17 protein-coding genes and 1 pseudogene are annotated in these 23673 nt (G+C 46.8%); all 18 read left to right on the top strand.

Annotated features, from left to right (window positions below; genetic code table 11):
- The first annotated feature begins 79 nt into the window (after positions 1–79).
- The 18 genes and pseudogenes from V6669_RS17930 (at position 80) to V6669_RS17845 (ending at position 23600) form a co-directional block, all read left to right on the top strand.
- Entirely contained in the window at positions 80–1594 is a 1515-nt protein-coding gene (locus tag V6669_RS17930) for a carboxypeptidase M32 (RefSeq protein WP_338587310.1), read from the top strand.
- 159 nt (positions 1595–1753) lie between these two features.
- Positions 1754–2758, top strand: coding sequence for an ABC transporter substrate-binding protein (locus V6669_RS17925; RefSeq protein WP_338587307.1), 1005 nt, complete (start codon positions 1754–1756; stop codon positions 2756–2758).
- Positions 2759–2786: 28 nt separating this feature from the next.
- On the top strand, positions 2787–3581 hold the full coding sequence (locus V6669_RS17920; RefSeq protein ID WP_338587305.1) for an ABC transporter ATP-binding protein: 795 nt from the start codon (positions 2787–2789) through the stop codon (positions 3579–3581).
- 5 nt (positions 3582–3586) lie between these two features.
- Complete coding sequence (locus tag V6669_RS17915) at positions 3587–4411, top strand: ABC transporter permease (protein ID WP_074096946.1); 825 nt, start codon at positions 3587–3589, stop codon at positions 4409–4411.
- 348 nt (positions 4412–4759) lie between these two features.
- Positions 4760–5737 (top strand): aromatic acid exporter family protein, encoded by a 978-nt coding sequence (locus V6669_RS17910; protein WP_315935873.1) that lies wholly within the window; start codon positions 4760–4762, stop codon positions 5735–5737.
- A gap of 75 nt (positions 5738–5812) precedes the next feature.
- On the top strand, positions 5813–6373 hold the full coding sequence (locus V6669_RS17905) for an outer spore coat protein CotE (RefSeq protein WP_062835006.1): 561 nt from the start codon (positions 5813–5815) through the stop codon (positions 6371–6373).
- A gap of 204 nt (positions 6374–6577) precedes the next feature.
- Positions 6578–7828, top strand: coding sequence for a hypothetical protein (locus V6669_RS17900; RefSeq protein ID WP_338587301.1), 1251 nt, complete (start codon positions 6578–6580; stop codon positions 7826–7828).
- A gap of 386 nt (positions 7829–8214) precedes the next feature.
- A complete protein-coding gene (gene mutS, locus V6669_RS17895) occupies positions 8215–11016 on the top strand; it encodes a DNA mismatch repair protein MutS (protein ID WP_338587300.1) in 2802 nt (933 codons plus the stop codon).
- Between the two features lie 21 nt (positions 11017–11037).
- Positions 11038–13245, top strand: a pseudogene (gene mutL, locus V6669_RS17890) (DNA mismatch repair endonuclease MutL).
- A 17-nt stretch (positions 13246–13262) separates the two neighbouring features.
- The gene (locus V6669_RS17885; protein WP_338587298.1) at positions 13263–14048 is read left to right on the top strand and encodes a class I SAM-dependent methyltransferase; all 786 of its coding nucleotides are present in this window, start codon (positions 13263–13265) and stop codon (positions 14046–14048) included.
- Positions 14029–14985: a tRNA (adenosine(37)-N6)-dimethylallyltransferase MiaA gene (gene miaA / locus V6669_RS17880; protein WP_338587296.1), complete on the top strand. Its 957-nt coding sequence runs from the start codon at positions 14029–14031 to the stop codon at positions 14983–14985. The genes V6669_RS17885 and miaA overlap by 20 nt, the downstream gene beginning before the upstream one ends.
- A 373-nt stretch (positions 14986–15358) precedes the next feature.
- Positions 15359–15601 (top strand): RNA chaperone Hfq, encoded by a 243-nt coding sequence (gene hfq, locus V6669_RS17875; RefSeq protein ID WP_017687918.1) that lies wholly within the window; start codon positions 15359–15361, stop codon positions 15599–15601.
- A 170-nt stretch (positions 15602–15771) separates the two neighbouring features.
- Positions 15772–18438, top strand: a complete 2667-nt coding sequence (locus tag V6669_RS17870) for a PBP1A family penicillin-binding protein (protein WP_338587290.1) — start codon at positions 15772–15774, stop codon at positions 18436–18438.
- Between the two features lie 276 nt (positions 18439–18714).
- Positions 18715–19278, top strand: a complete 564-nt coding sequence (locus V6669_RS17865; protein ID WP_091029289.1) for a DUF402 domain-containing protein — start codon at positions 18715–18717, stop codon at positions 19276–19278.
- 110 nt (positions 19279–19388) lie between these two features.
- A complete protein-coding gene (locus V6669_RS17860) occupies positions 19389–20360 on the top strand; it encodes an AAA family ATPase (protein WP_062834999.1) in 972 nt (323 codons plus the stop codon).
- Positions 20361–20479: 119 nt separating this feature from the next.
- Positions 20480–21766: a GTPase HflX gene (gene hflX / locus V6669_RS17855; protein WP_076331536.1), complete on the top strand. Its 1287-nt coding sequence runs from the start codon at positions 20480–20482 to the stop codon at positions 21764–21766.
- Positions 21767–21850: 84 nt separating this feature from the next.
- Complete coding sequence (locus V6669_RS17850; protein ID WP_338587289.1) at positions 21851–23104, top strand: methionine gamma-lyase family protein; 1254 nt, start codon at positions 21851–21853, stop codon at positions 23102–23104.
- An 82-nt stretch (positions 23105–23186) separates the two neighbouring features.
- Positions 23187–23600 carry a MerR family transcriptional regulator gene (locus tag V6669_RS17845; protein WP_056689944.1) on the top strand — a complete coding sequence of 138 codons (414 nt, stop codon included), beginning with the start codon at positions 23187–23189 and terminating at the stop codon, positions 23598–23600.
- Positions 23601–23673: the final 73 nt, after the last annotated feature.

The following is a 23673-nucleotide window of genomic DNA, read 5'->3' as shown; positions in this document are numbered from 1 at the left end:
GTTAAAAGTTGATTATACGCAATGCAAAAAGTATCATCAATAGGGTATAACATTTTTTTTGAAGAGGTGAACGATAACAATGGATAAACAAACACAGGAACATTTGGAATCCTTCCGTAATCTGGCTCGTAAAATCAAGAGTTACCATGAAGCCATTGGTTTGCTTCACTGGGATCTGCGTACAGGTGCGCCGAAAAAAGGCGTTCCGACTCGTTCGGAGACGCTGGGTATGTTGTCCACCGAAGCATTCAAGCTGCAAACCTCAGCTGACATGAAGACTTACCTGGATGCATTAACAACTCCAGCGGTATTGGAACAGCTCGAAGATATAGATCGTCGTCTGGTTGAAGATTGCAAGAAAGAATATGATCGCAGTCAGTCTGTACCACCTGAGAAAGTACAAGCTTATACCGTGCTAACAGCCAAGTCGGAAACGGCATGGGAAGATGCCAAGCATAACAGTGATTTTGCAGGGTTCTCACCTTATCTGACAGATATCGTTAAGCTCAAACAAGAGTTTATTGATTATTGGGGTGTGAAGGATACCCGTTATGATACGCTGCTTGATATGTATGAACCGGATCTGACGGTTGAGAAAGTGGACGCTGTGTTCGCCCGCCTCAAAGCACGTTTGGTGCCTCTACAAGAGAAGATTAATGCTTCAGAAAACAAGCCCAATACAGAGTTCCTGAATCAATTGTTTGACACCAAACAGCAGGAAAAATTCAGTCTGTTCATCCTGGAACAAATGGGCTATGACTTTGAAGCTGGACGATTGGATGAGAGTGTTCATCCTTTTGCAACGGGTCTAAACCCGGGGGATGTGCGGATCACAACACATTATCTGCAAGATGATGTAGCAAGCGCAGTCTTCAGTTCGTTGCATGAGGGCGGACATGCCCTGTACGAGCAAAATATTGATGACAGTCTGGCGGGTACCCTTCTTGCCGAAGGAACGTCCATGGGGATTCATGAGTCTCAGTCCCGTTTATGGGAAAACATGATTGGTCGCAGCCTGCCATTCTGGACACGTTATTACAAAGATTTGCAGCAGCATTTCCCGCAATTGAGCGAGGTTGAACTGGAAGATTTCTATCGTGCAATCAACCGCGTAGAGAGTTCACTCATTCGGATTGAAGCGGATGAACTGACCTATAACCTGCATATTATTATCCGATATGAGATTGAGAAAATGTTATTCAACGATGGTCTGGAAGTGAAAGACCTGCCGGAGACCTGGAATGCAAAATACAAGGAATACCTCGGTATAATGCCAACGAATGATGGAGATGGCGTTCTTCAGGATGTTCACTGGTCCGGTGGTGACTTTGGTTACTTTGCATCGTATTCTCTGGGTAATATGTATGCAGCTCAAATTCTACATACATTGCGTAAGGAAATGCCGGAGTTTGATACCCTTATTGCCGAAGGTAATCTGATTCCAATTAAGGAATGGCTTACAGACAAGATCTATCGGTATGGTAGAAGTCGCACACCTTCCGAATTGATTGTTGCCGTAACGGGTGAAGAATTGAACCCGGATTATCTGGCCGATTATCTGGAAGCCAAATATGCCGAGATTTACAAGCTGTAGATATCCTATAAATAACATATTAAATAACATTTAGAAGAGCTGAAGAGTCGGGTATTATTGCCCGGCTCTTTTTTGCATTCAAGTTCTTAACCTTTTGCTGGGCATCGGCATATCCATAATAGAGAGAAACTGCTGAAACCAGTGAAGGAGGGAAACAACATGAAATACACGCCATGGTTCGTCCGGGGCATCGTTATTCTGCTGATTATTATTGTGGCGCTCACCAGCTGTAATAAGGAAGATAATGAAGCCAAAATTACGATTGGCGAAGTGACTCGTTCGGTATTTTATGCACCGGAGTATGTGGCCGTGGCTCAAGGCTTTTTTGAGGAGCAGGGGCTTGAGGTGGACATTCAGACGACTGCTGGCGGTGACAAAACGATGGCAGCATTACTCGCAGGTTCGGTGGATATCGCCCTGGTAGGAGCGGAGACGTCCATATACGTGTATCAACAGGGAGCGGAAGATCCGGTCATTAATTTTGCCCAGCTCACCCAGACGGATGGTACTTTTCTGTTCGCTCGTAACACGGAAGGCAGCTTTGAATGGGATCAACTGAGGGATTCCACATTTCTCGGTCAACGTAAAGGCGGCATGCCACAAATGGCAGGGGAGTTCGCACTGAACAAACATGGCATTGATCCGCAAAGTGATCTGGAGCTGATTCAAAATGTGGACTTTGCAAATATTGCGTCTGCTTTTGCCTCAGGCACGGGAGATTATGTTCAACTGTTTGAACCCCAGGCATCCATCTTTGAACAAGAAGGTCGGGGCAAGGTTGTTGCATCGTTTGGAACAGAAAGTGGTCTTCTGCCTTACACCGTCTTCATGACGAAACAGAGTTATCTTAACGACAATAAGGATGTCGTACAGAAGTTTACGAATGGTCTGCACAAAGCGCAGGCATGGGTGGATTCCCATACGGCTGAAGAGATTGCTGAAGTCATTTCTCCTTTTTTCAAAGACATCGATCCAGCCATTTTGGTAAGCAGTGTGAACCGTTATAAGGAACAGGGCAGCTACGCAACAGACCCGATCATTGATGAGGAAGAGTGGAACAATCTGCTTGATGTCATGAGTGCCGCCGGCGAGTTGAAAGAACGCGTGAATTTGAATGCCATTGTAGATAATGCCTATGCGGAAGAAGTTACGAAATCTAAGTGATGGGTATTCAGGAAAGGAAGTGAGCAGAATGCCTGAATCCGAAAGTGTGATCCGACTGGAGGGGATCTCTCAAGTATACGTCAGCGAGCGGGAAGCTTCATTGGTGATTGAAGACTTGAGTCTGGAGATCCAAAAAGGAGAGTTCGTCAGTCTGGTTGGACCGAGTGGATGCGGTAAAACGACATTGTTGTCGATCATCGCCGGGCTGCTCACACCCACCCGAGGAGAGGTTAAGGTTAAAGGCAAACTCGTTGGTGGCCCCTCTGCACAGATTGGTTATATGCTTCAACAGGACTATCTGTTTCCATGGCGGACCATTCTGGATAATGCATTGATTGGTCTTGAACTGACAGGCAGACTGGATGAACGGAGCCGTGAGCGTGTACGGGAACTGCTGGTAAGCATGGGGTTGGCAGGAACGGAGAATCAGTACCCTTCAGAGCTTTCAGGGGGCATGAGACAGCGAGTAGCTCTGGTGCGCACGTTGGCAACCGATCCGGGAATTTTATTATTGGATGAACCATTCTCAGCACTTGATTATCAAACCAAGTTGCAATTGGAGGATCTGGTCTCGGACACGTTAAAACAGTTTGGTAAAACATCCGTACTTGTCACCCATGATTTGTCTGAAGCGATTGCGGTCAGTGACCGCGTCATTGTACTGGATCGCAATCCGGGCCGCATCCGTCGTGAATTTATCATTCCCGATGTAATTCGTAAATCTCAGCCGTTTCATGCCAGGGAGCAAGAAGGATTTAATGCGTTGTTTCAGGCGTTGTGGAGTGAACTGGATCAGTCCGGGGGAGGTGAGGAAGACGCGTGAATCCAATGAATCCGAAGCAGGAAAAGCGTGACGAATGGATGGGGCAGCTGCATCGGAATCATATTCAGCAGGTGGCCAGATGGCGACATCAAGTGCTTGCCGTACAGTTATCTATGCTAGTATGTATGTTTTTGCTATGGGAAGTGGCAGGCAGACTCCGTTGGATAGATGTACTGTTATTCAGTTATCCGAGTAAGGTTTTTGCCCAGATTGGCAAGGACATCGCTAGTGGCGAGTTGTGGGCACATGTTGGGGTAACCGTAGGGGAAACGGCAGTTGGCTTTTTACTGGGAACACTGGTGGGCACCTTGCTTGCGGTTTTAATTTGGTGGTCTCCTTTTTTGTCCAAAGTGCTGGACCCCTATATGGTTGTGTTTAACAGTATGCCAAAGGTAGCCCTTGGCCCGATCTTTATTGTTATGTTTGGCGCTGGTTTTACGGCAATTGTTATGACTACGCTGTCCATCACGGTCATTATTACAACACTGGTGGTGTATAACAGCTTCAATGAAGTGGATCCCAATTATATTAAGGTCATTCGTACGTTTGGTGGAGACCGTTCCGAGATTTTTACGAAAGTTGTATTACCTGCTTCTTTTCCGGCGATTGTATCGACCTTAAAAGTGAACGTTGGCATGGCTTGGGTGGGTGTAATTGTGGGTGAGTTTCTGGTCGCCAAACAAGGGCTAGGTTATCTCATTATCTACGGATTTCAGGTATTCAACTTCACACTTGTATTATCAAGTCTGTTAATTATTGCTGCCGTTGCAACAGCCATGTACCAACTTGTTGTCTATGCAGAACGTAAAATGCTGGCTGGCCGCAGGTGATTCGGACGTGTTTTACTCGTAATGTGACCGGGTATGATATGTATACAATTTCACAAGGGGTGTCACGTTGCCCGATACCGTAAAATCAAGTACCATATTTAGTATGAATATTCCGCGCAGATCCGGAATGAATGCGATGATTGGAGAAGAGGGCCTTGAGGTTCTGTCGCAACGATCTAACTTGCCAGCGTCCCTCATTCGGGGCGTGTTGCTGTGACCGGCATGCATGCGCATGTCGGTTGATGTCGTCTAGTTTACATTTGGATGAGACATACTAGTCATGATAAATGAATGAGGCGACGAGCTGGCTAAGAATTTTTTTGCAGCTTAGAGGAGATGGAATGTTAAATGGGTTTTAGGGTAATTAAAACCGCAATCGCCGCATTAATGGCTGTATTGATTGCGGACTGGTGTCGCTTGCCGGGACCAACATCAGCGGGATTGCTTGCCATTCTTGGCGTGGATGTAACGAGAAAAAGAAGTATTCGCACCATATCGGCTCGATTTTTTGCTTCCGTAGTTGGACTTTTATTTGCAAGTGTACTTTTTCACTTTCTAGGCTTCCATTATTGGGTGCTGGCCGTATACATATTGATCGCATTCCCGGTTATTGTCCGGGTAGGCTTCAAGGAAGGTATTGTAACAGGTTCGGTCGTGGTATTTCGGGTGTTCGGCGGCGGGGAAATGGACGTGCATGTCGTCCTCGTACAAATTGCTTTGCTGTTAATTGGTCTTGGTTCCGCAATGGCGGTTAACCTGGCCTATATGCCGGCAGCTGATCCACAGATGCTACGCATTCGCAAACGAATCGATGAACTCTTCTCGAAGATTTTCAAGGAATTCGCAGCCACGCTGCGTAATCCCAATGAAGCATGGGCGGGGAGAGAGCTTATTGAAGCTGATAAAGCTATACTTGGCGGTATCGATGCAGCCAAGCGTTCTCTGGAGAATCAGGTGATTCATCCGAATGAGGAATGGAGTGTCTACTTCTATATGCGCAAAACGCAGCTGGACTCCATCCAGCATATGATGCATCTGGTGTCCCAGATCTATCAGAAGATGCCACATGCGGAAATGGTATCGGAGCTGTTCGATCAGCTTAGTCAGGATGTACTTACTGAATCCTACACCGGACGAACTGAAAAACTTCTTGCAGATGTGCAAGAAGAATTCAAACGTATGGAGCTGCCGGATACAAGGGAAGAATTCGAGATTCGTTCCGCAATTCTCCAGCTGTGCCGTGAACTCGCGCTGTATCTGAAAGTCGCGAAGAAGGACAAAGCGCCGTCCCCAATCTCGGACCGGTCCCAATCTACAAACGAATAATAGAAAATAGTTGTCACCCTAGACGAATGCCCTGCATACACTTGTAGTGAATGATTGTATGGAGGAGGTTTAAAGATGTCATTGAGTCATAAACATCAATGTAGAGAGATTATCACGAAGGCGATCTGCGGCAAAGGTCGTAAGTTCTCTACCGTAACACATACCGTGACTCCGCCAAATGGTCCGACAAGTATTTTGGGGGCTTGGATTATCAACCACCAATATGAAGCCGTATCAGCGGGTGACGGAATTGAAGTTATTGGTACTTACGATATCAACATTTGGTATTCCTACGACAAGAATTCTCAGACGGATGTAGCCAAAGAAACGGTCTCGTATGTAGAACATGTGCCTTTGTCCTATCTGGACCCGAAACACCGGACTTCCACAGTGGAGGTATCTGCGGATGCAACGCAGGAACCTAGCTGTGTGGAAGCCACAGTATCAGCAGGTGGAAGCAGTGTAATTATCCGGGTAGAACGGGAATTCGCTGTAGAACTCGTTGCCGAGACTAAAGTTTGTGTGAAGGTCTGCACAGATGGTTGCGGTGATTACGAAGACAAGGACTATGACTTTGGCAGTGGCGATGGAGATTATGACGATCTCGATCCCGATCTGCTCGACGATGAGCTGTGAGTTTGATTCATCATGTATTTGTTAACCTAAGGTATCATATGCGCCAGAAGGCGCGATGAAGAGGGCGTAAGCCCTCTTTCTTCTTAAATATTGAAAAATGGGTGTTAACGAGCCTCGCAATATGCATGGAATACCTTTCACGGGAAGGCTCCGCATTGCGGGGTTATTTTTATTTTAGTTGCATGATCCGGGAGGGGGGACGTCATGAAGGTGTTAGAACAAGCGGAGGAGGCACTACTCCGATATGAAAGGATGACTTCTGGAGAACGTACAGAACGGTTGAAACAGGCAGGCATTGAAGTATTGTCACTGCACGATCGGCGTAAACGCGAACCAGGCTTGCGTGTGCGCTATGATGTAGAGATAAGTTGTCTGCAGGCGATCCGGATCAAGCGCAAGGATACTAGTGGCATGGGAGGGGCACAGGAAACTCTGTTGGAACGTGAATTGAGTTCAACCTTGTTCAAGCGCATAGAACGACTTGCGATCAAAACGCTGTATACGCTAGGACTGGATCATGGAGCTGTTCGGATGGAATCCTCAGGGAACGGCGGTTGTGCAGTTATTTCGATCGATCCGAGTCCGTGGAAAGGGGTGAGCAACCTTGCTGTTACCTATAGGGAAAGCTGGAAGCAGCATCAGGAACTGCTGGATGAGGAACTGAGTCACAGACCCATTCCAATACTCGGCATGGACCCCGAGTTCCTTCTGGTTCAGATGCCAGAATCTAAAATCGTACCCGCCTCCAAATTTCTTGAACGTACCGGAATGGCAGGCTGTGATTCCGTGACGATTGGTGGACGGCGCATATATCCTGTTGCCGAACTGAGACCGGCTCCCAGCTCCGAACCACGAGAACTGCTGGCCCATCTGATGAGGGCATTCGCAGCAGCCTCGCGTAGCATTAGTGATCACTCGCTCATCTGGCAGGCAGGAGGGATGCCACAGCGGGGGTTACCTCTAGGCGGTCATATTCATTTTAGCGGTGTGAATCTTACCGGGGAGCTGCTTCGTGCACTGGACAATTATCTGGCATTGCCACTGGCATTTCTGCAAGACCCGCGTGGATCCGGAAGACGGCCACGTTATGGAGCACTTGGGGATTTTCGCCTGAAATCCTACGGTGGGTTTGAGTATCGTACCTTACCCAGCTTTCTTGTGTCGCCCCTTGTTGCAAAGGGCGTTGTGGCCTTGGCAGGTCTAATCGCGAGCGGGTATACTCAATTACGGCAGCGTCCGTTGGAGAAAGCTGAAGTTCATGCCGCTTTTTATGAAGGAAAGCGCGAAGTAATCAAGGAATACATTCCAGCTCTGGCAGATGATCTGAAGAAGTTGGAGGGATATGCACGTTATGAACGGTATGCGTCACCGTTACTCCTTCAATTAAAACTGGGAAGAACCTGGGATGAGAGCCGTGATATTCGCAAACTCTGGAATATTCGGGCAGGTTCATGAAGTACGGACGTTTTTTTGATATAATAAGAAACAAGTCTTTTATAAGTGCGAGTTCAAAAAGAACGGTTTTCAGTACCGAGAAGATGAGATGAAGCTAGAAATGGAGTAGCGGAGCGTAGGAAAACTACGTGAGCAACGGACATTTCGGCTGAATGCCATATTCGACGCTGATGATGCCACTAGGCATCCTTCGTAATCAAAAGCGGACTTTTTGAACAACCTTTATAAGTTATAGCTACGGAAGATATGGAGCAGCAACCCTTGAAGGAAGTGGCGATTAGCCAACACATAAGGCGGAGGCGCAAACACAGTGCCTGACCGTCTTATTGTCCTTCCAGGACGCGTTTCTTCCTGACATTATAGGAACGGGATGGAGGATATTCATCATGGCTCAGTATACGCCAATGATTCAACAATATTTGCAAGTGAAGGCCGAAGCACAAGATGCTTTTCTATTTTTTAGACTGGGTGACTTCTATGAACTGTTCTTCGAGGATGCGATTAATGCTGCTCGTGAACTAGAGATCACGCTGACCGCACGTAACGGAGGCACGGATGACAAAATTCCGATGTGCGGTGTACCTTATCATTCGGCTGACAATTACATACAGCGTCTGATTGAAAAAGGATATAAAGTTGCGATATGTGAACAGATGGAAGATGCGAGTGTAACCAAAGGTATGGTACGACGCGAAATTGTACGTGTGGTTACACCCGGAACGGTGATGGAAGGCAAAACGCTGGGGGATAAATCCAACAACTACATGGTCTGTCTTACAGGTAATCAAAATACGCTGGCTCTCGCTGCCTGTGATCTGTCAACGGGTGAGTTGTATGTGACATCCGTGCCCTATTCCAAGGAATGGCTTAAGGATGAAATCGGCATCTACGAACCATCCGAGCTGGTGGGGGATGCAGCACTGCTTGAAACGGTAGAAGCCGAGGCGTCTCCAATCGGTCGCCCTGTGGTCTACACGTCGTGGACAAAGAATAAGGAAGATCTGGTCCGTCAGCAGTTTGGCGAGGCTGTGTGGGCAAGATTAGAGCCTGAACGTCAGGCATGCATTGCACGTCTTTTCTCCTATTTGAGTGAGACACAGAAACGTTCTCTGGGGCAATTAACTCAGATCTCTACCTATGAGCCCGATCATTACATGATCTTGGACCCGTTTACCCGCCGGAACCTGGAATTGGTGGAAACCGTGCGTGAACGCTCCAAAAAAGGTTCATTACTCTGGTTGCTTGATCGGACAGAGACATCCATGGGTGCAAGAATGCTGCGTCGCTGGGTCGATAAGCCATTATTGCAAAAAGGGAAGATTAATGAGCGTCTTGAAGCAGTGGATACGCTGTACAACCAGTTTATATTGCGTGAGGATCTGCGGGCAGAACTCAAAGACATCTATGATCTGGAGCGCTTGGTAGGCCGGATTGCGTTTGGTAATGCCAATGGTCGTGACCTGAATGCGCTCAAGTCATCGCTGGAGAAAATTCCAGGACTACGTCAGCATTGCGCAGGATCATCTTCTGCAACATTGCAGCATATTGCCGAAACGATGGATGATTGCAATGATCTGCGTGAAGCTATCGGGCAAGCCATTGTGGACGAGCCGCCGGTATCGGTAAGGGACGGAGGTCTGATTCGTGAAGGGTACCATGAACGTCTGGATGAATTGCGTGAGGCTTCGGTCAACGGGAAACAGTGGATTGCAGAGCTGGAAGCGCGAGAGCGTGAGGCGACAGGCATTCGATCGCTGAAGATTGGATATAACAAAGTGTTTGGTTATTATATCGAGATCACCAAATCCAATCTGTCCGCATTGCCAGAGGGACGTTATGAACGTAAACAGACACTTGCCAATGCAGAACGTTACATTACGCCGGAGTTGAAGGAAAAAGAGACGCTAATTCTCGAAGCTCAGGACAAAATGGTTGATATTGAATATGGACTTTTTGCGGAACTGCGCGAGCGGCTGAACAAAGAGATTGCAAGATTGCAAAAGCTGGCCGAACAGGTAGCCGAAATTGATGTGTATCAATCTTTTGCGGTGATTAGTGCTGAGCGAAACTTTGTACGGCCTACGTTGACCGACGGTTATGATCTGGTTGTGGAAGAAGGACGCCATCCGGTTGTCGAGGCTGTCATGCGAGATGGCGCATTTATTGCCAACCATACGGCAATGACCAAGGAAGAGGCACGTATTCTGCTGATTACTGGACCAAATATGGCTGGTAAGAGTACGTACATGCGACAGGTCGCTTTAATTTCCATTTTGGCGCAAGTGGGTTGCTTTGTGCCAGCGGGTCAGGCGGAGGTGCCGATCATGGATCGCATTTTCACACGGATCGGTGCCGCGGATGATCTCATTGGTGGACAGAGCACATTCATGGTGGAGATGGCCGACATTCAGGTCATGACGGACAAAGCCACACCACGCAGTCTGATTATTATCGATGAATTGGGACGGGGAACGTCGACAAGTGAAGGTATGGCGATTGCTCAGTCTGTTATTGAATATGTACATGATATCATCGGCTGCAAAGCTCTTGTATCAACTCATTTCCATGAGCTTGCTCATCTGGAGGAGAGTCTGGACAAGCTGGCCAACTACTCAATGGCGGTACAGGAGAGCGGTGACAAAGTTAATTTCCTGCGCAAATTGATTGCCGGGGCAGCCAGCAGCAGTTATGGTATCTATTGTGCACGCCTTGCAGGTCTGCCTGATAGCATTATTGAGCGCGCGAACGGACTATTGCATGGGTTCGAACATGCGGCCGCGCAAGTAGCTGTGGGCAGTGAATATATCGGTAGCGAGAAGCAGGAAGAAGGCTTGAAAATAAAAGGTGGAGAATTCCAGCACACGGATTCAGTACCATTGATCCGGGAACACGAGATTGTGGAGAGTGCAGAGTACACACCTTCTATTGAAGAGTCGGTCGGGAAGCAACATGTCAAGAAATCAAACAGCAAGGTACAGTCCAGTGCAAACCATTCGGATGTGGTTCAACTGTCCATCTTTGGGGATGATGAGCCGAATGTGGCAACGAAACCGGATGTAGTTGCGGTGGATAAACCAGCGCGAGAATTCATCCGTACGATGAAAGATATCGATGTCATGAATATGACGCCTCTTCAGGCGATGCAGATATTAAATGATCTCAAATTGAAGGCACAGCAATTATCCTGAATATAAGGGAGGGGAAAACCTGTGGCGAAAATACATGTGCTTGATGAACATATTGCCAACCAGATTGCGGCGGGTGAAGTGGTCGAACGGCCTGCTTCGGTTGTCAAAGAGTTGCTCGAAAACTCGGTGGATGCAGGCGCCACCAAGATTGAAGTAACAGTGGAAGAGGGCGGACTCCTCAGTATTCGTGTCAAAGACAATGGTTCAGGTATCGAGCCAGAGGATATGGAAACTGCCTTTTATCGTCATGCGACCAGCAAAATAGCCCATGGCCGAGATCTGTTCCAGATCACAAGTCTTGGATTCCGTGGAGAAGCCTTGGCGAGTATTGCCGCAGTATCCAAGGTAGAGGTATTGTCGGCAAGTGACAATGATGGGCGGGGGCGCCGCATCGTGATTGAAGGCGGGAATCTTGTCTCTCATGAAGATGCAACCTCACCCCAAGGTACAGATTTTGCAGTGAGAGAACTATTTTACAATACACCAGCCAGACTCAAATATATGAAAACGATCCAGACGGAACTGGGACATATATCAGATGTTCTTTACCGGATGGCGATGTCTCACCCTAATATTTCGTTCAGACTGCGACATAATGAGAATGTGTTGCTTCAAACGTTGGGAAATGGCGATCTGCTGCAAGTGGTTGCAGCGATCTATGGTACAAGTGCAGCGAAGGCGATGCTCCCCATTCAGGGAGAAAGTCTGGATTACCGGGTGAGTGGGCTGATCAGCCTGCCAGAATGGACACGAGCGAATCGTAATGGTATGTCAACGATTGTTAATGGGCGATTTGTTCGCAATTACGGTCTCAATCAGGCGATTCTCAAAGCCTACCATACCTTGCTGCCCATTAATCGGTTCCCACTTGTCGTGGTGCAGTTGGAGATGCACCCCTCTCTCGTGGATGTGAACGTGCATCCGGCCAAGTTGGAGGTTCGCTTCAGCAAGGAACCAGAACTATATGAATTTATAGAGACGACGCTACGGGGGATACTCCGGCAGGAGGTATTGATTCCACAGGTCAAAAAACAGCAGATCCGACGTGGAGATGATAGCTCCTTTATTCAGGAACAATTTCTCTTTCCACGTGGTCCGCTGAAAGATCCAACTGATGCAGAAGGCTATGGACAACAAGGCCCACTCGGGAAACCTGCCAGTGCATTGTTGAAGTTGATTGCAGAAGATGATGATCTGGATTTGGATGCTCCGGCGGATGTGTCTGCAGCACAGCCAGTATCTGAACAGGGGCAGACCGTACCGTTGCCCGAAGCTCCACCTGAGGTTACACACTCCCCTGAGCAGTTAGAAAGTTGGAACGGGGATAGTTTGCAGAAGGGGACTAGTCTTGACGGGGGGCAGACATCCGCTAATGTGCAGGAAGGTACCAAGGATGTAAGCACAAGTTCTTCCGAAACTTCTCCAACGGCGGCCCTTTTTTCTCAAGAGCGTGTAGCAACAGAGAAACCACTGGCTGAAGGAAAACCGGCTACCTATCGTTCCGATTCCGTAACTTCACCGATTAAAGAAGCGCGTTCATCGTATAATCCGTCTTCGGTTATGCGAAGTGAACGAACGTGGAAAACTTCAAATCTGCCTGATGCCACTAAACTTGCTGCTGCTATGAAATCGGATGCATCCATGCCCGCATTTCCGGAGCTGAGTCTGATCGGACAGCATCATGGTACGTATTTGATCGCGCAAAATGACCAAGGTTTATATTTGATTGATCAGCATGCCGCTCATGAACGCGTGAATTATGAGTACTATTACGAGAAATTTGGTAATCCTGCCTAGGCCTCACAAGAGTTATTGCTGCCGATTACGCTGGAGTTCACACCTTCAGAGACCGAAAAACTGAAAACAAGACTGGCCTGGTTCGAGCAGGCAGGTGTATATTTGGAGCATTTTGGTGGACAGACGTTCCGTGTGCGCTCCCATCCGTTCTGGTTCCCTAAAGGGGACGAGAAAGACATTATCGAAGAAATGTCCGAATGGGTTCTTAGTGAACGGAGCATAGACGTGGCCAAGATGCGAGAAGCTGCATCCATTATGTGCTCCTGCAAGGCGTCCATCAAAGCCAACCAGAAACTGACGGATCAGGAAGCAGAAGTGCTGATTCAGCGTCTGGGTTCATGTCGTCAGCCCTACACTTGTCCACATGGGCGGCCGATTGTGGTTTCATTTTCAACGTATGATCTGGAAAAATTATTTAAACGAGTGATGTAGCTATTTAGGGGGACATTATGTACATTACAACCGGTGACAAGGAGATTGCCTCTCAGGTGGAGCGTGCGCGTAAGCTCGCCGAAACGACAGGAGGTACCTACGTACCGCGCAATAGAACGTCTTTGCCCAGACTGATTGAACATTATGGTATCAACGAAATACTGGTTGTGCTCAATGGCAGAGCGCGTTTGTTTCGCAAAGATGCGACGGAGCTTGAGTTTCACCCCAGTATGGGATTTGTTCGCGCTAAACGTGTTTTAAGAGGTGAAGCTGATCCCATGCTAGAAGCTGGTGCGGTAATTGAGGGGGACACGATAGTTGATTGTACCGCTGGACTCGGTTCAGATGCGCTGGTATTTTCGGTAGCGGCTGGGAAGAATGGACAAGTTATCGCCTGTGAAAGTTCTCAACCGCTCTATACCTTGCTGCTGGAAGGCATGTCTCATTATAAGAGCAATCAGCCAATGGTGGATGAGGCTTTTCGGCGCATAGATCTGCGGCATGTGGATCATCTTGAGTTACTGAGTTCCATGCCGGATCGAAGCTGTGACACTGTATATTTTGACCCCATGTTCCGTGAACCAATGATGGATTCAAGTGCTATACAGCCCTTGCGAGATTATGCAAATGCTCACGCACTGGATGAACAGAGTATTGTGGAAGCGAAACGGGTTGCCCGTAAACGGGTAGTGATGAAAGAAAAGCGCGGCAGCGCGGAGTTTGACAGGCTCGGATTTGAAATACTTGATCGGGCGAATGCAAAAACCCTGTACGGAGTGATTAATGTTGAAAGTGGAAGTTAAACCAAAACCTAAACTGCTTGTGCTGGTTGGGCCAACAGCAGTAGGTAAAACAAGAATGAGCATCGAGCTTGCCCAAGCTTTCAATTGTGAGATTATCTCAGGAGATTCGATGCAGGTATATCGTGAAATGGATATCGGAACAGCCAAGATTACCACTGAAGAAATGAAGGGTGTACCTCATCATCTGATTGATATTCATGAACCGGAGTACCCGTATTCTGTGGCCGAGTTTCAGGAAAGTTGCACCCGATTGATAAGTGAAATTCATGAACGCGGAAAAATGCCTTTTATTGTAGGTGGCACCGGTCTGTATGTGGAATCCGTTTGTTACGGCTTCCAATTTTCGGATAGCGGTTCAGATGAAGCGTTCAGAGAGGAACAATTCAGCTATGCGGAGCAATATGGAGCACAGGCCCTTCATGATCGATTGAGGGAAGTTGATCCCGTTAGTGCGGATCGTCTGCATCCGAATGACCAGCGGCGAATTGTACGTGCGCTTGAGATCCATCATCTCACAGGCGAGAAGTGGTCTGATCAGCTGGCAGTGCAGAAGAAAGAGTCGCCTTATGACCTTCTTATTGTTGGTTTGACAATGGATCGGCAGAAGTTGTACGCCCGGGTAGAAGAGCGGATTGATCTGATGATCGAACAAGGTCTGGTGGATGAAGTGAAGTCTCTGTTGGAACGCGGAGTGGCCAGAGGTCATATTTCCATGCAAGGGCTGGGGTATAAGGAGATTGCAGCGTTCCTGCAAGGGGAAGTGAGTTGGGAAGCTGCCGTTGAGTGGTTGAAGAGGGATACACGTCGGTTTGCCAAACGGCAGCTTTCCTGGTTCCGCCATATGAAGGATATTGAATGGGTGGACATGACGGATACCCAGGATTTTGAAGGGAAATACAAGCAGATAAGTGAATTGATTACACGAAAATTTGATTGATTTGAGCGATTATTAGTATTCTTCTGACAGGCATCGATTAGATCAAGATATGTAAACCTCTACCTTTTAGTCAACAAAAGGATAGAGGTTTTTACTTATCACTAGAACAGATGGTAGAGATTAAGCGTTCACTAAACAACGAATAAGTGTGCTTTAAAATGAAGATTTCGTCCCTCTTTTGCAAAACAGACAAGCGGTGTATAATGGATAAGTCTTCTATTTGTTCACCTCGCCAAGAATGGGGGTAAAATAGCAGACAAGGGGTTTTTGTGGATTATATGAAACTGTTCATGATATAATAGCACGAAAGCTACTCAGCGATATTGAATATTACTTGAACACGAATTCAAATGAACCAATGGGGGTACGGCTAATGAACAAGTCCATCAACATCCAAGATACGTTCTTGAACCAACTGCGGAAAGAAAATATTCCTGCTACGGTCTATTTGACCAACGGCTTCCAAATCCGCGGGACGATCAAGGCATTTGACAATTTTACGATCGTCATCGACAGCGACGGACGCCAGCAAATGGTCTACAAGCATGCCATCTCCACGTTCACGCCGCAACGCAGCGTATCGCTGATGCAGCAAGATAACAGCGGCGAAGCTTAAAAAAATTACGAAACCTTTTCACCAACCATTTCGTCTACAAGTATAGGTATTGAAACAGAGCAACCTGAATAAAGGGTTGTTCTTTTCATTCCGGGCAAAATATGTTTAATATATGCCTAGGCCTACAGACGATTAGAAATTATGCAACCGAAAGGGAGTCAGGAGGTAACATGCCAAACGATCCGTTGTCGAGGTCTAACAATCGCAACAACAATAACAAGTCACCCAAAAAAGCGAAGCCAAAGACCTCTAAAAAGAAAAAAATTACGGGTAAACGCGTTGGATGGACACTGTTTTTCACAATGGCAATCGCCATATTCTGTGCACTAGGCGGATATTTATTTATTATGGTGAGTGGTGAAAATCTGCTCAAAGCCAACAAGGACAAAACTACAATTAATGAAACTTCAAAAGTATATGATCGCAATGGCCAATTAATGGGGGAGCTATCCATTCAGAAGCTGGAGCCCGTCAAAGAAGATGATATTCCGGAGCTTGTGAAGCAAGCCTTTGTTGCGACGGAGGATAAACGTTTCTACGATCACCAAGGTGTGGATATCTGGTCCATTGGGCGTGCAGCGGTTAAGGATGTCATGGCTCGTTCCATGGTGGAAGGTGGTAGTACACTAACCCAACAGCTTGCCAAGAACATGTTCTTGTCCCGTGACAAGACGTTCTTCCGTAAAGCAACGGAAGTATCGATTGCCATGGCATTGGAGCGCAAGTACACAAAAGACGAAATCCTGACGATGTATCTGAACCGGATTTTCTTCGGCCATCAGCGTTACGGGATTAAAGCGGCATCTGAATTTTATTTTGGAGAAAAAGATCTGAATAAACTTGAATTGTGGGAAATTGCCACACTAGCAGCGATGCCCAAGGGGCCTTCTGCCTACAATCCTGTAAGCAATCCGAACGATTCCAAGGCACGACGGGGCGTTGTTCTCCAGCTAATGTATGATCAAGGCTACATTACGAAGGAAGAGATGGATAAAGCTAAAGCGGTAGATTATAACTACAAGCGACCAGAAAAAGACCAGAAATATCAAGCCTTTATTGATTATGTGCTCCGCGAAGCTGAACGAGTAACAGGTAAAACGGAAGATGATCTGAATATCGGCGGATACAAAATCTATACAACTATGGATGCTCAGGCTCAAACAGCCATGGAAACTGCGTTCACAGATGATAGTCTGTTCGAGGCAAGTAAAGATGATCAACAGGTTCAAGGCTCCATGGTTATTATGAACCATGAGAATGGTAGCCTCGTTGCCCTCCTGGGTGGACGGGATTATCAGACTAAAGGTTATAGCCGTGTAACGCAGAGTCGAAGACAACCAGGTTCAGCTTTTAAACCGATTGTGTCTTATGCACCGGCGCTTGAATCAGGAAATTACAGTGCCAACTCGTCGCTGAGTAATGCAAAGCAATGTTTTGGTAACTATTGTCCTGGTAACTTGCATGGATATTCTTCAACGATCAGTATGACGGAAGCCATTACGAAATCGGAAAATATTCCTGCGGTTTGGCTACTTGATAAAATAGGTGTTAACACAGGCATTAATTTTGCCAAGAGTGTAGGTATACAGCTGACAGATCAAGACAAAAACTTGGCGATTGCCCTCGGTGGTCTAAGTAAAGGTACAAATACACTGGAAATGGCGCAAGCCTATAGTGCATTTGCCAACCTCGGAGAATACCGACAAGCTTATTCAATTAAAGAAATAAAGGATAGCGCGGGCAAAACTACGTACAAACACGATAACTCGGACACAACACGTGTCATGAGCGAGCAAAATGCGTATCAGCTTACACAGATGCTGCAGAACGTTGTTAATGACGGTACGGGACGTTCAGCGCGTCTGGATCGTCCGGTAGCGGGTAAAACAGGAACTGTTCAAAGTGGTATCTCTGGCAACAGTGCCAACCGTGATGTATGGTTTGTTGGATACACACCGGAATGGACTGCTGCAGTCTGGATGGGCTATGACAATCCGGATGCCAATCACATGCTTAAGAACAGCAGTAAGCTGTCGGCAGCTTTCTTTGCCAAAGTCATGGGAGATGCTTTAAAAGGTGTTCCAGTGAAGCAATTCAAAACACCAGCTGGAGGGCAGGCACCTCCTCCAGTAGAAGAACCAGAAAAGCCAGCTCTGTCCGTTAGTGGGCTGAGTGGATCATACGATCCAAATGCTCAAACCGTCTCACTGAGTTGGACTGGAACGGGGGACGCGAGCACGCAATATCGGGTGTATCGTAAAGAAACCTCCGAAGCCCAGTTCACGCATCTCATTGATGCAATAGGAGCGACCAATGCACAAGATTTAAGTGCGTTGCCTGGTCTAACATATGAGTACTATGTGACAGCTTACGATGTGGCATCAGGACTTGAGACGGATCCTTCCAACACTATTTCCTTGATGATTGAAGCACAGGAAATGCCGCCGGAGGAACCTGATCCTGGTATAGACCCTGGAACAGAGATAGATCCTGAGCAGCCAGGTACGGAGAATCCGGACAATGGTTCACCGGATAATGGCAACTCAAACGGTAATAACGGTAATGGAAATGAAAATGGCAACAACGGTAATGGTAATAACGGAAACAATGGCAACGGTGGCAATAACGGTGGACCCGGCCAAGGAAACGGTCAACCTGGGGGAGGAAACACGACCCCACCTGGCCAGGGGACAACAGAGCCAGGCGGTACCGGTGAAGGCTCCGATGATGGGGCCGTAACAACGCCGGGTGAGGTTGTAACTCCAGACAGCGGAACGAGTGGGGATACTGGAGGAACAGATGCACCAGCAGATTCTCAAGCTGGAACCGGCGGCTAAGCCAATGAATCAATAAATAGCTACATTAAAAAACTGCTTCCCGGAATTTCGGTGAAGCAGTTTTTTTGTTCTCACAAATGAAGCTGATTTGATAAATAGGTGGGACAAAGCTTGATTTTGAGTGTAAACCTTAAATATGGTAAGCTGTAACTATTCGTAATACGTTGTGCAAGGGCGGGCCCAGAGCGCTGGAATCCATCAGGCGGACGTTATTACATTGTTCACCAATAACATCAGAGCAGGTCACGGACCTGTAGTCGGCAAAGAGGGGTTCGTATGAAACGGAAATTCGGGGACCGCGCGAACTGGCGCCGGATTACGAACCGACAATTCACATGCCGGTTCGTTCAATCCAAAATTTTCACAGGTTATATTACGTTGTACACCATACAGGATTTGAAAGAACCTCTGTGGAAAACTTATGGAGGCAGTACCTTCTGTATCGCAGATAAAGGTTATTCCTGGCTGCAATACTATCCGAAGGGAGAGCACTTTGTTGTAACGGCGATGTTTGACGATCAGGAACGGATTGTAGAGTGGTACATTGATACATGTCGTAGTCAGGGGATAACCGATCAGGGTGTTCCTTGGTTTGATGACCTGTATCTGGATGTCGTTGTACTGAAAGATGGAGAAGTATTTTTGCTGGATGAAGATGAGCTTGAAGATGCGCTGTCACGGAAACATATTACAACGGGTGATTATGACCTGGCGAACAAGACGGCTAAGGAACTGCTGCATGCCATTGATGCACATGTATTTCCGTACTTTCAGTTATCGCTGAAGCATAGGAAGAGTTTGTTTGAGAACGGAGAGTTTCGAAAAAACATTCAGATTTGATACATGTACCTATCCGTAGAATTCTTCATGATCCTTCTAATATTGGAGCACCTGATAGAATACATTAATAATCAGGAGAGTTCAGCCCGATAAAATAGAGGTGATGGCGAATGAACGGACGGGTCATGGCTGCAGGAGAGCAACCAGGAGGCAGACCATCCAGACAAATTAATATTGTGTTGCGTAACCAGGAACCTCAGATGTTGGTCAAAGATGAAGCAGCGGCAGTACAGGCAGCCAAGAGTATAACCAAACATGCGCACTTCCAGGAGATACAGGGTGAGTTGGAGCAACTGGTTGGACTTGAAAATATCAAAGACCTGGTATTTGAGATCTATGCTTTCCTACAGATTGCTCAGATGCGTACCGAAGCAGGCTTACTTAGTGGTGCGCACGTGTATCATATGATCTTCAAAGGCAATCCGGGGACCGGTAAGACCACCGTGGCGAGGATCGTTGCCAAACTCTTTCAGAAGATGGGTGTGTTGAGTAAAGGGCATCTTATTGAAGTAGAGCGTGCGGATCTGGTTGGAGAATATATCGGTCACACGGCGCAGAAAACAAGAGATCTGGTCAAGAAGGCTCTCGGTGGGATATTGTTCATTGATGAAGCATACAGTTTGGCCCGCGGGGGAGAGAAGGATTTTGGCAAGGAAGCAATCGATACGCTTGTTAAGTCTATGGAAGATAACAAAAATCAGTTTATACTGATTCTTGCCGGGTACTCGGAAGAGATTGATTTTTTTCTCCAGACGAATCCCGGATTACCTTCCCGCTTCCCCATTCAAGTAGAGTTTCCAGACTATAGCATTGATCAGTTGATTCAAATCTCTGAGATTATGGCCAAAGAGCGTGATTATATTCTAATGCCTCAGACTATACTCAAGCTAAAGCAGCATTTGCTTCAGGAAAAAAATGATTCGCTGCATGCGTTTAGTAACGCCAGATACGTTCGTAATGCCATTGAGCGTTCGATCAGGCATCAGGCGGTTCGTTTGTTGGAACAATACTCAGAAGGCAGTCCAGGGAAACTGGAGCTGATGACAATCCGGACAGAGGATTTGAACTTTGAGCGAAAGTAAGCGATAATATAGTTTTTACACTAGCCGGCCGGGCCAACCGGTTCGGCTTAAGGCATGCCATGGCATATTCGTGGCAATGTATATCAACGGAATAGTAATTAGAGGGAGTGAACATATACATGACAAATGGCACGCATGATACAGATATGGTCAAAAAAGATCGCGCCGTCTTGGTGAGTCTTGTTACGGATGATGTAAAACGTACAGGTATCAACCCTGAGTACTCTTTAGAGGAACTGGTGAAACTTGCCGAGACAGCTGGAGTGGAAGTGCTAAGTGTACTTTCTCAAAACAGGGAAAAACGTGATACCAAATGGTTCATTGGTAAAGGTAAGGTGGAAGAGCTTCGTGCGATTGCAGAGGAACTCGGAGCAACTACAGCTATTTTTGATCAGGAATTGTCAGGTGCACAGGTTCGTAACCTGGAAGAAACACTCGATCTCAAAATTATTGACCGTACCCAATTGATTTTGGACATCTTTGCACAACGTGCCAACACCAGAGAAGGTATTATTCAAGTGGAATTGGCTCAACATAGCTACTTGCTGCCACGTTTGTCGGGTCATGGCAAGAACCTGTCCAGACTGGGGGGCGGAATCGGAACAAGAGGCCCAGGTGAAAGCAAGTTGGAGACAGACCGCCGTCACATCCGTGGTCGTATCGATGATCTGAAGCGTCATCTGGAAGAATTGACTCGTCATCGCAAGTTGCATCGTGAACGCCGCAAAAAGACAGGTATTGTTCAGGTGGCCCTCGTTGGTTATACCAATGCTGGAAAATCAACCTTGCTCAAACAGTTGACGGCTGCAGATGTGTATATTCAAGATCAGCTATTTGCTACTCTGGATCCAACATCACGTACGATGGAACTTCCAAGTGGAAAAGAAATCGTACTTACCGACACGGTTGGATTTATTCAAAATCTACCGCATGATCTAATTGCGGCATTCCGTGCAACGCTGGAGGAAGTGAATGAAGCGGATCTGATCCTGCATGTAGTGGATGCCTCATCAGCTATGCGTGAAGATCAGATGCGGACGGTTAATACGATTCTGCAAGAACTTGGTTCAGGGGACAAGCCGCAGTTAGTCCTGTATAACAAAAAAGATGCGTGTACACCAGAGCAGCTTGAGATGCTTCCATTGGATAAAGGTCATATTAAGGTAAGCGCATTAGACTCTGAGGATCTGCTTAAAATCCGTGAACTAATTCAGACAGAGCTGACAGGTGACACGAAACGCTTCCGTATTCCGGCAGAACGTGGTGATCTTACGTCGGTACTCTACAAAATTGGTGATGTAGTGGATACCAGCTTTGAAGAGAATGATGTAATTTATGAAGTTGAATTGCAAAAAGGTGAATATGAGAAATTTGGTTATATGCTTGAAGAATTCATTGAATTGTAATATTCATGACATATTGGTGTGATAAGTTGACACGATAATAGATATTCAACGTCAGATTCGTGCTATGAAGGGGAATGAAGTAAGATGGTAAGCTTTGATTCAGAAATATCTGAACTTCAACGTCAAGTGGAGCTTCAGATTGAAGGACAACTGCAACAGATTGATCGGATCACAGATCACAATCAATGGAAGGTGATTAATGCTTTTCAACAGCGAAAAGTAAGTGATTTTCACTTTGCAGGTTCAACAGGTTATGCCTATAACGATCGTGGGCGTGAAGTGCTTGATGAAGTATATGCTGATGTTTTCGGCGCGGAAGCCGCGTTGGTGCGTCCTCATTTTGCTTCAGGTACTCATACGATTAGTACAGCTCTCTTTGGCGTTTTGCGTCCAGGTGACGAATTATTGTACATCACGGGTAAGCCTTATGACACATTGCATAAAGTCATTGGCAAACCCGGTGATGGTACAGGATCATTACGCGATTTTGGCATCGGCTATCGGGAGACGGCCTTAACTGCTGAAGGTGGAGTGGACTGGGAAGCAGTTGAGAAAAGCATTACACCGGCTACAAAAGTCATCGGGATTCAACGTTCACGTGGTTATGACTGGCGCTCATCCTTCTGTGTTGCTGAGATCGCTGAGATGGTTACACGTGTTAAAGCAATGAAGGAAGATATCATCGTATTTGTGGATAATTGTTACGGTGAATTCACGGAGGAACGTGAACCGACAGAAGTCGGAGTTGATCTGATGGCCGGATCACTGATCAAGAATCCTGGTGGAGGCATTGCGGAAACCGGTGGATACATATGTGGGAAGGAACAGTACGTACAGCTGGCAGCTTATCGTCTGACAGCCCCTGGAATTGGGGGAGAGGTGGGAGCCATGCTGGGAACAACACGTGGCATCTACCAAGGACTTTACATGGCACCGACAATTGTAGGACAAGCTATCAAAGGAAGTACGTTTGCTGCTGCGATGTTTGCTGAATCCGGATTTGTAACCAAACCCGCCTGGAATGAAGCTCGCACAGATCTGATCCAGGCTGTTCAGTTTAGCTCTGCTGAGCATCTGATCGCCTTCGTGCAGGGGATTCAGCGTGCAGCAGCTGTGGATAGTCATGTGGTTCCTGAACCTTGGGATATGCCTGGTTATGAGCACCCTGTCATTATGGCGGCAGGTACGTTCATTCAGGGTGGAAGTCTGGAATTATCAGCCGACGCGCCTATTCGGGAGCCGTATATCGGGTATATGCAAGGCGGATTAACGTACTCTCATGTCAAATATGGCGTTTTGATGGCGTTACAGACTATGAAAGATCGTAAATTATTGTGAGTTTATCTAACACGTCATTGACACTTGGTAATAACTAAATGTACAATAGGGTGAAGAATAGATGACTGGAAGGTTGATGAACATGGGTGATGAAATTCGCAGAAATATGGCCTTATTCCCGATTGGTATTGTAATGAAACTTACGGATCTGTCTGCACGTCAGATTCGTTACTATGAGCAGCACAGCTTGATCGTTCCTGCGAGAACGTCAGGTAATCAACGGTTATTCTCTTTTAATGACGTAGAGAGATTGCTAGAGATCAAGGCTTTGATTGAAAAAGGAGTTAACATCGCGGGCATCAAACAAGTGATGAATCCTGTTTCAAAAGAATCCGAGGAAGCTACAGTTATCACACCAGATACTGAAGTTAAACGCAGAGAGCTGTCCGATACGCAGTTGCACCGCTTGCTGAAGCAGCAGCTTGTATCAGGTAAGAGACCAGGACAAGTATCTCTCATTCAGGGAGAGCTTTCCCGATTCTTTAATAAAAAGTAAATTCGCATAACTTGGCGAGTGAGGGGAAAACATGCACTTTTGGTGTGAGACTCCTTGACCCGTGGAACTTTCT

Source organism: Paenibacillus sp. Y5S-9, from assembly GCF_036894235.1.
In the GTDB taxonomy this organism is placed as follows: Bacteria; Bacillota; Bacilli; order Paenibacillales; family Paenibacillaceae; genus Paenibacillus.
Note: the sequence above shows the minus strand (reverse complement) of the source record. Positions and strands in the feature narration are given on the sequence as shown.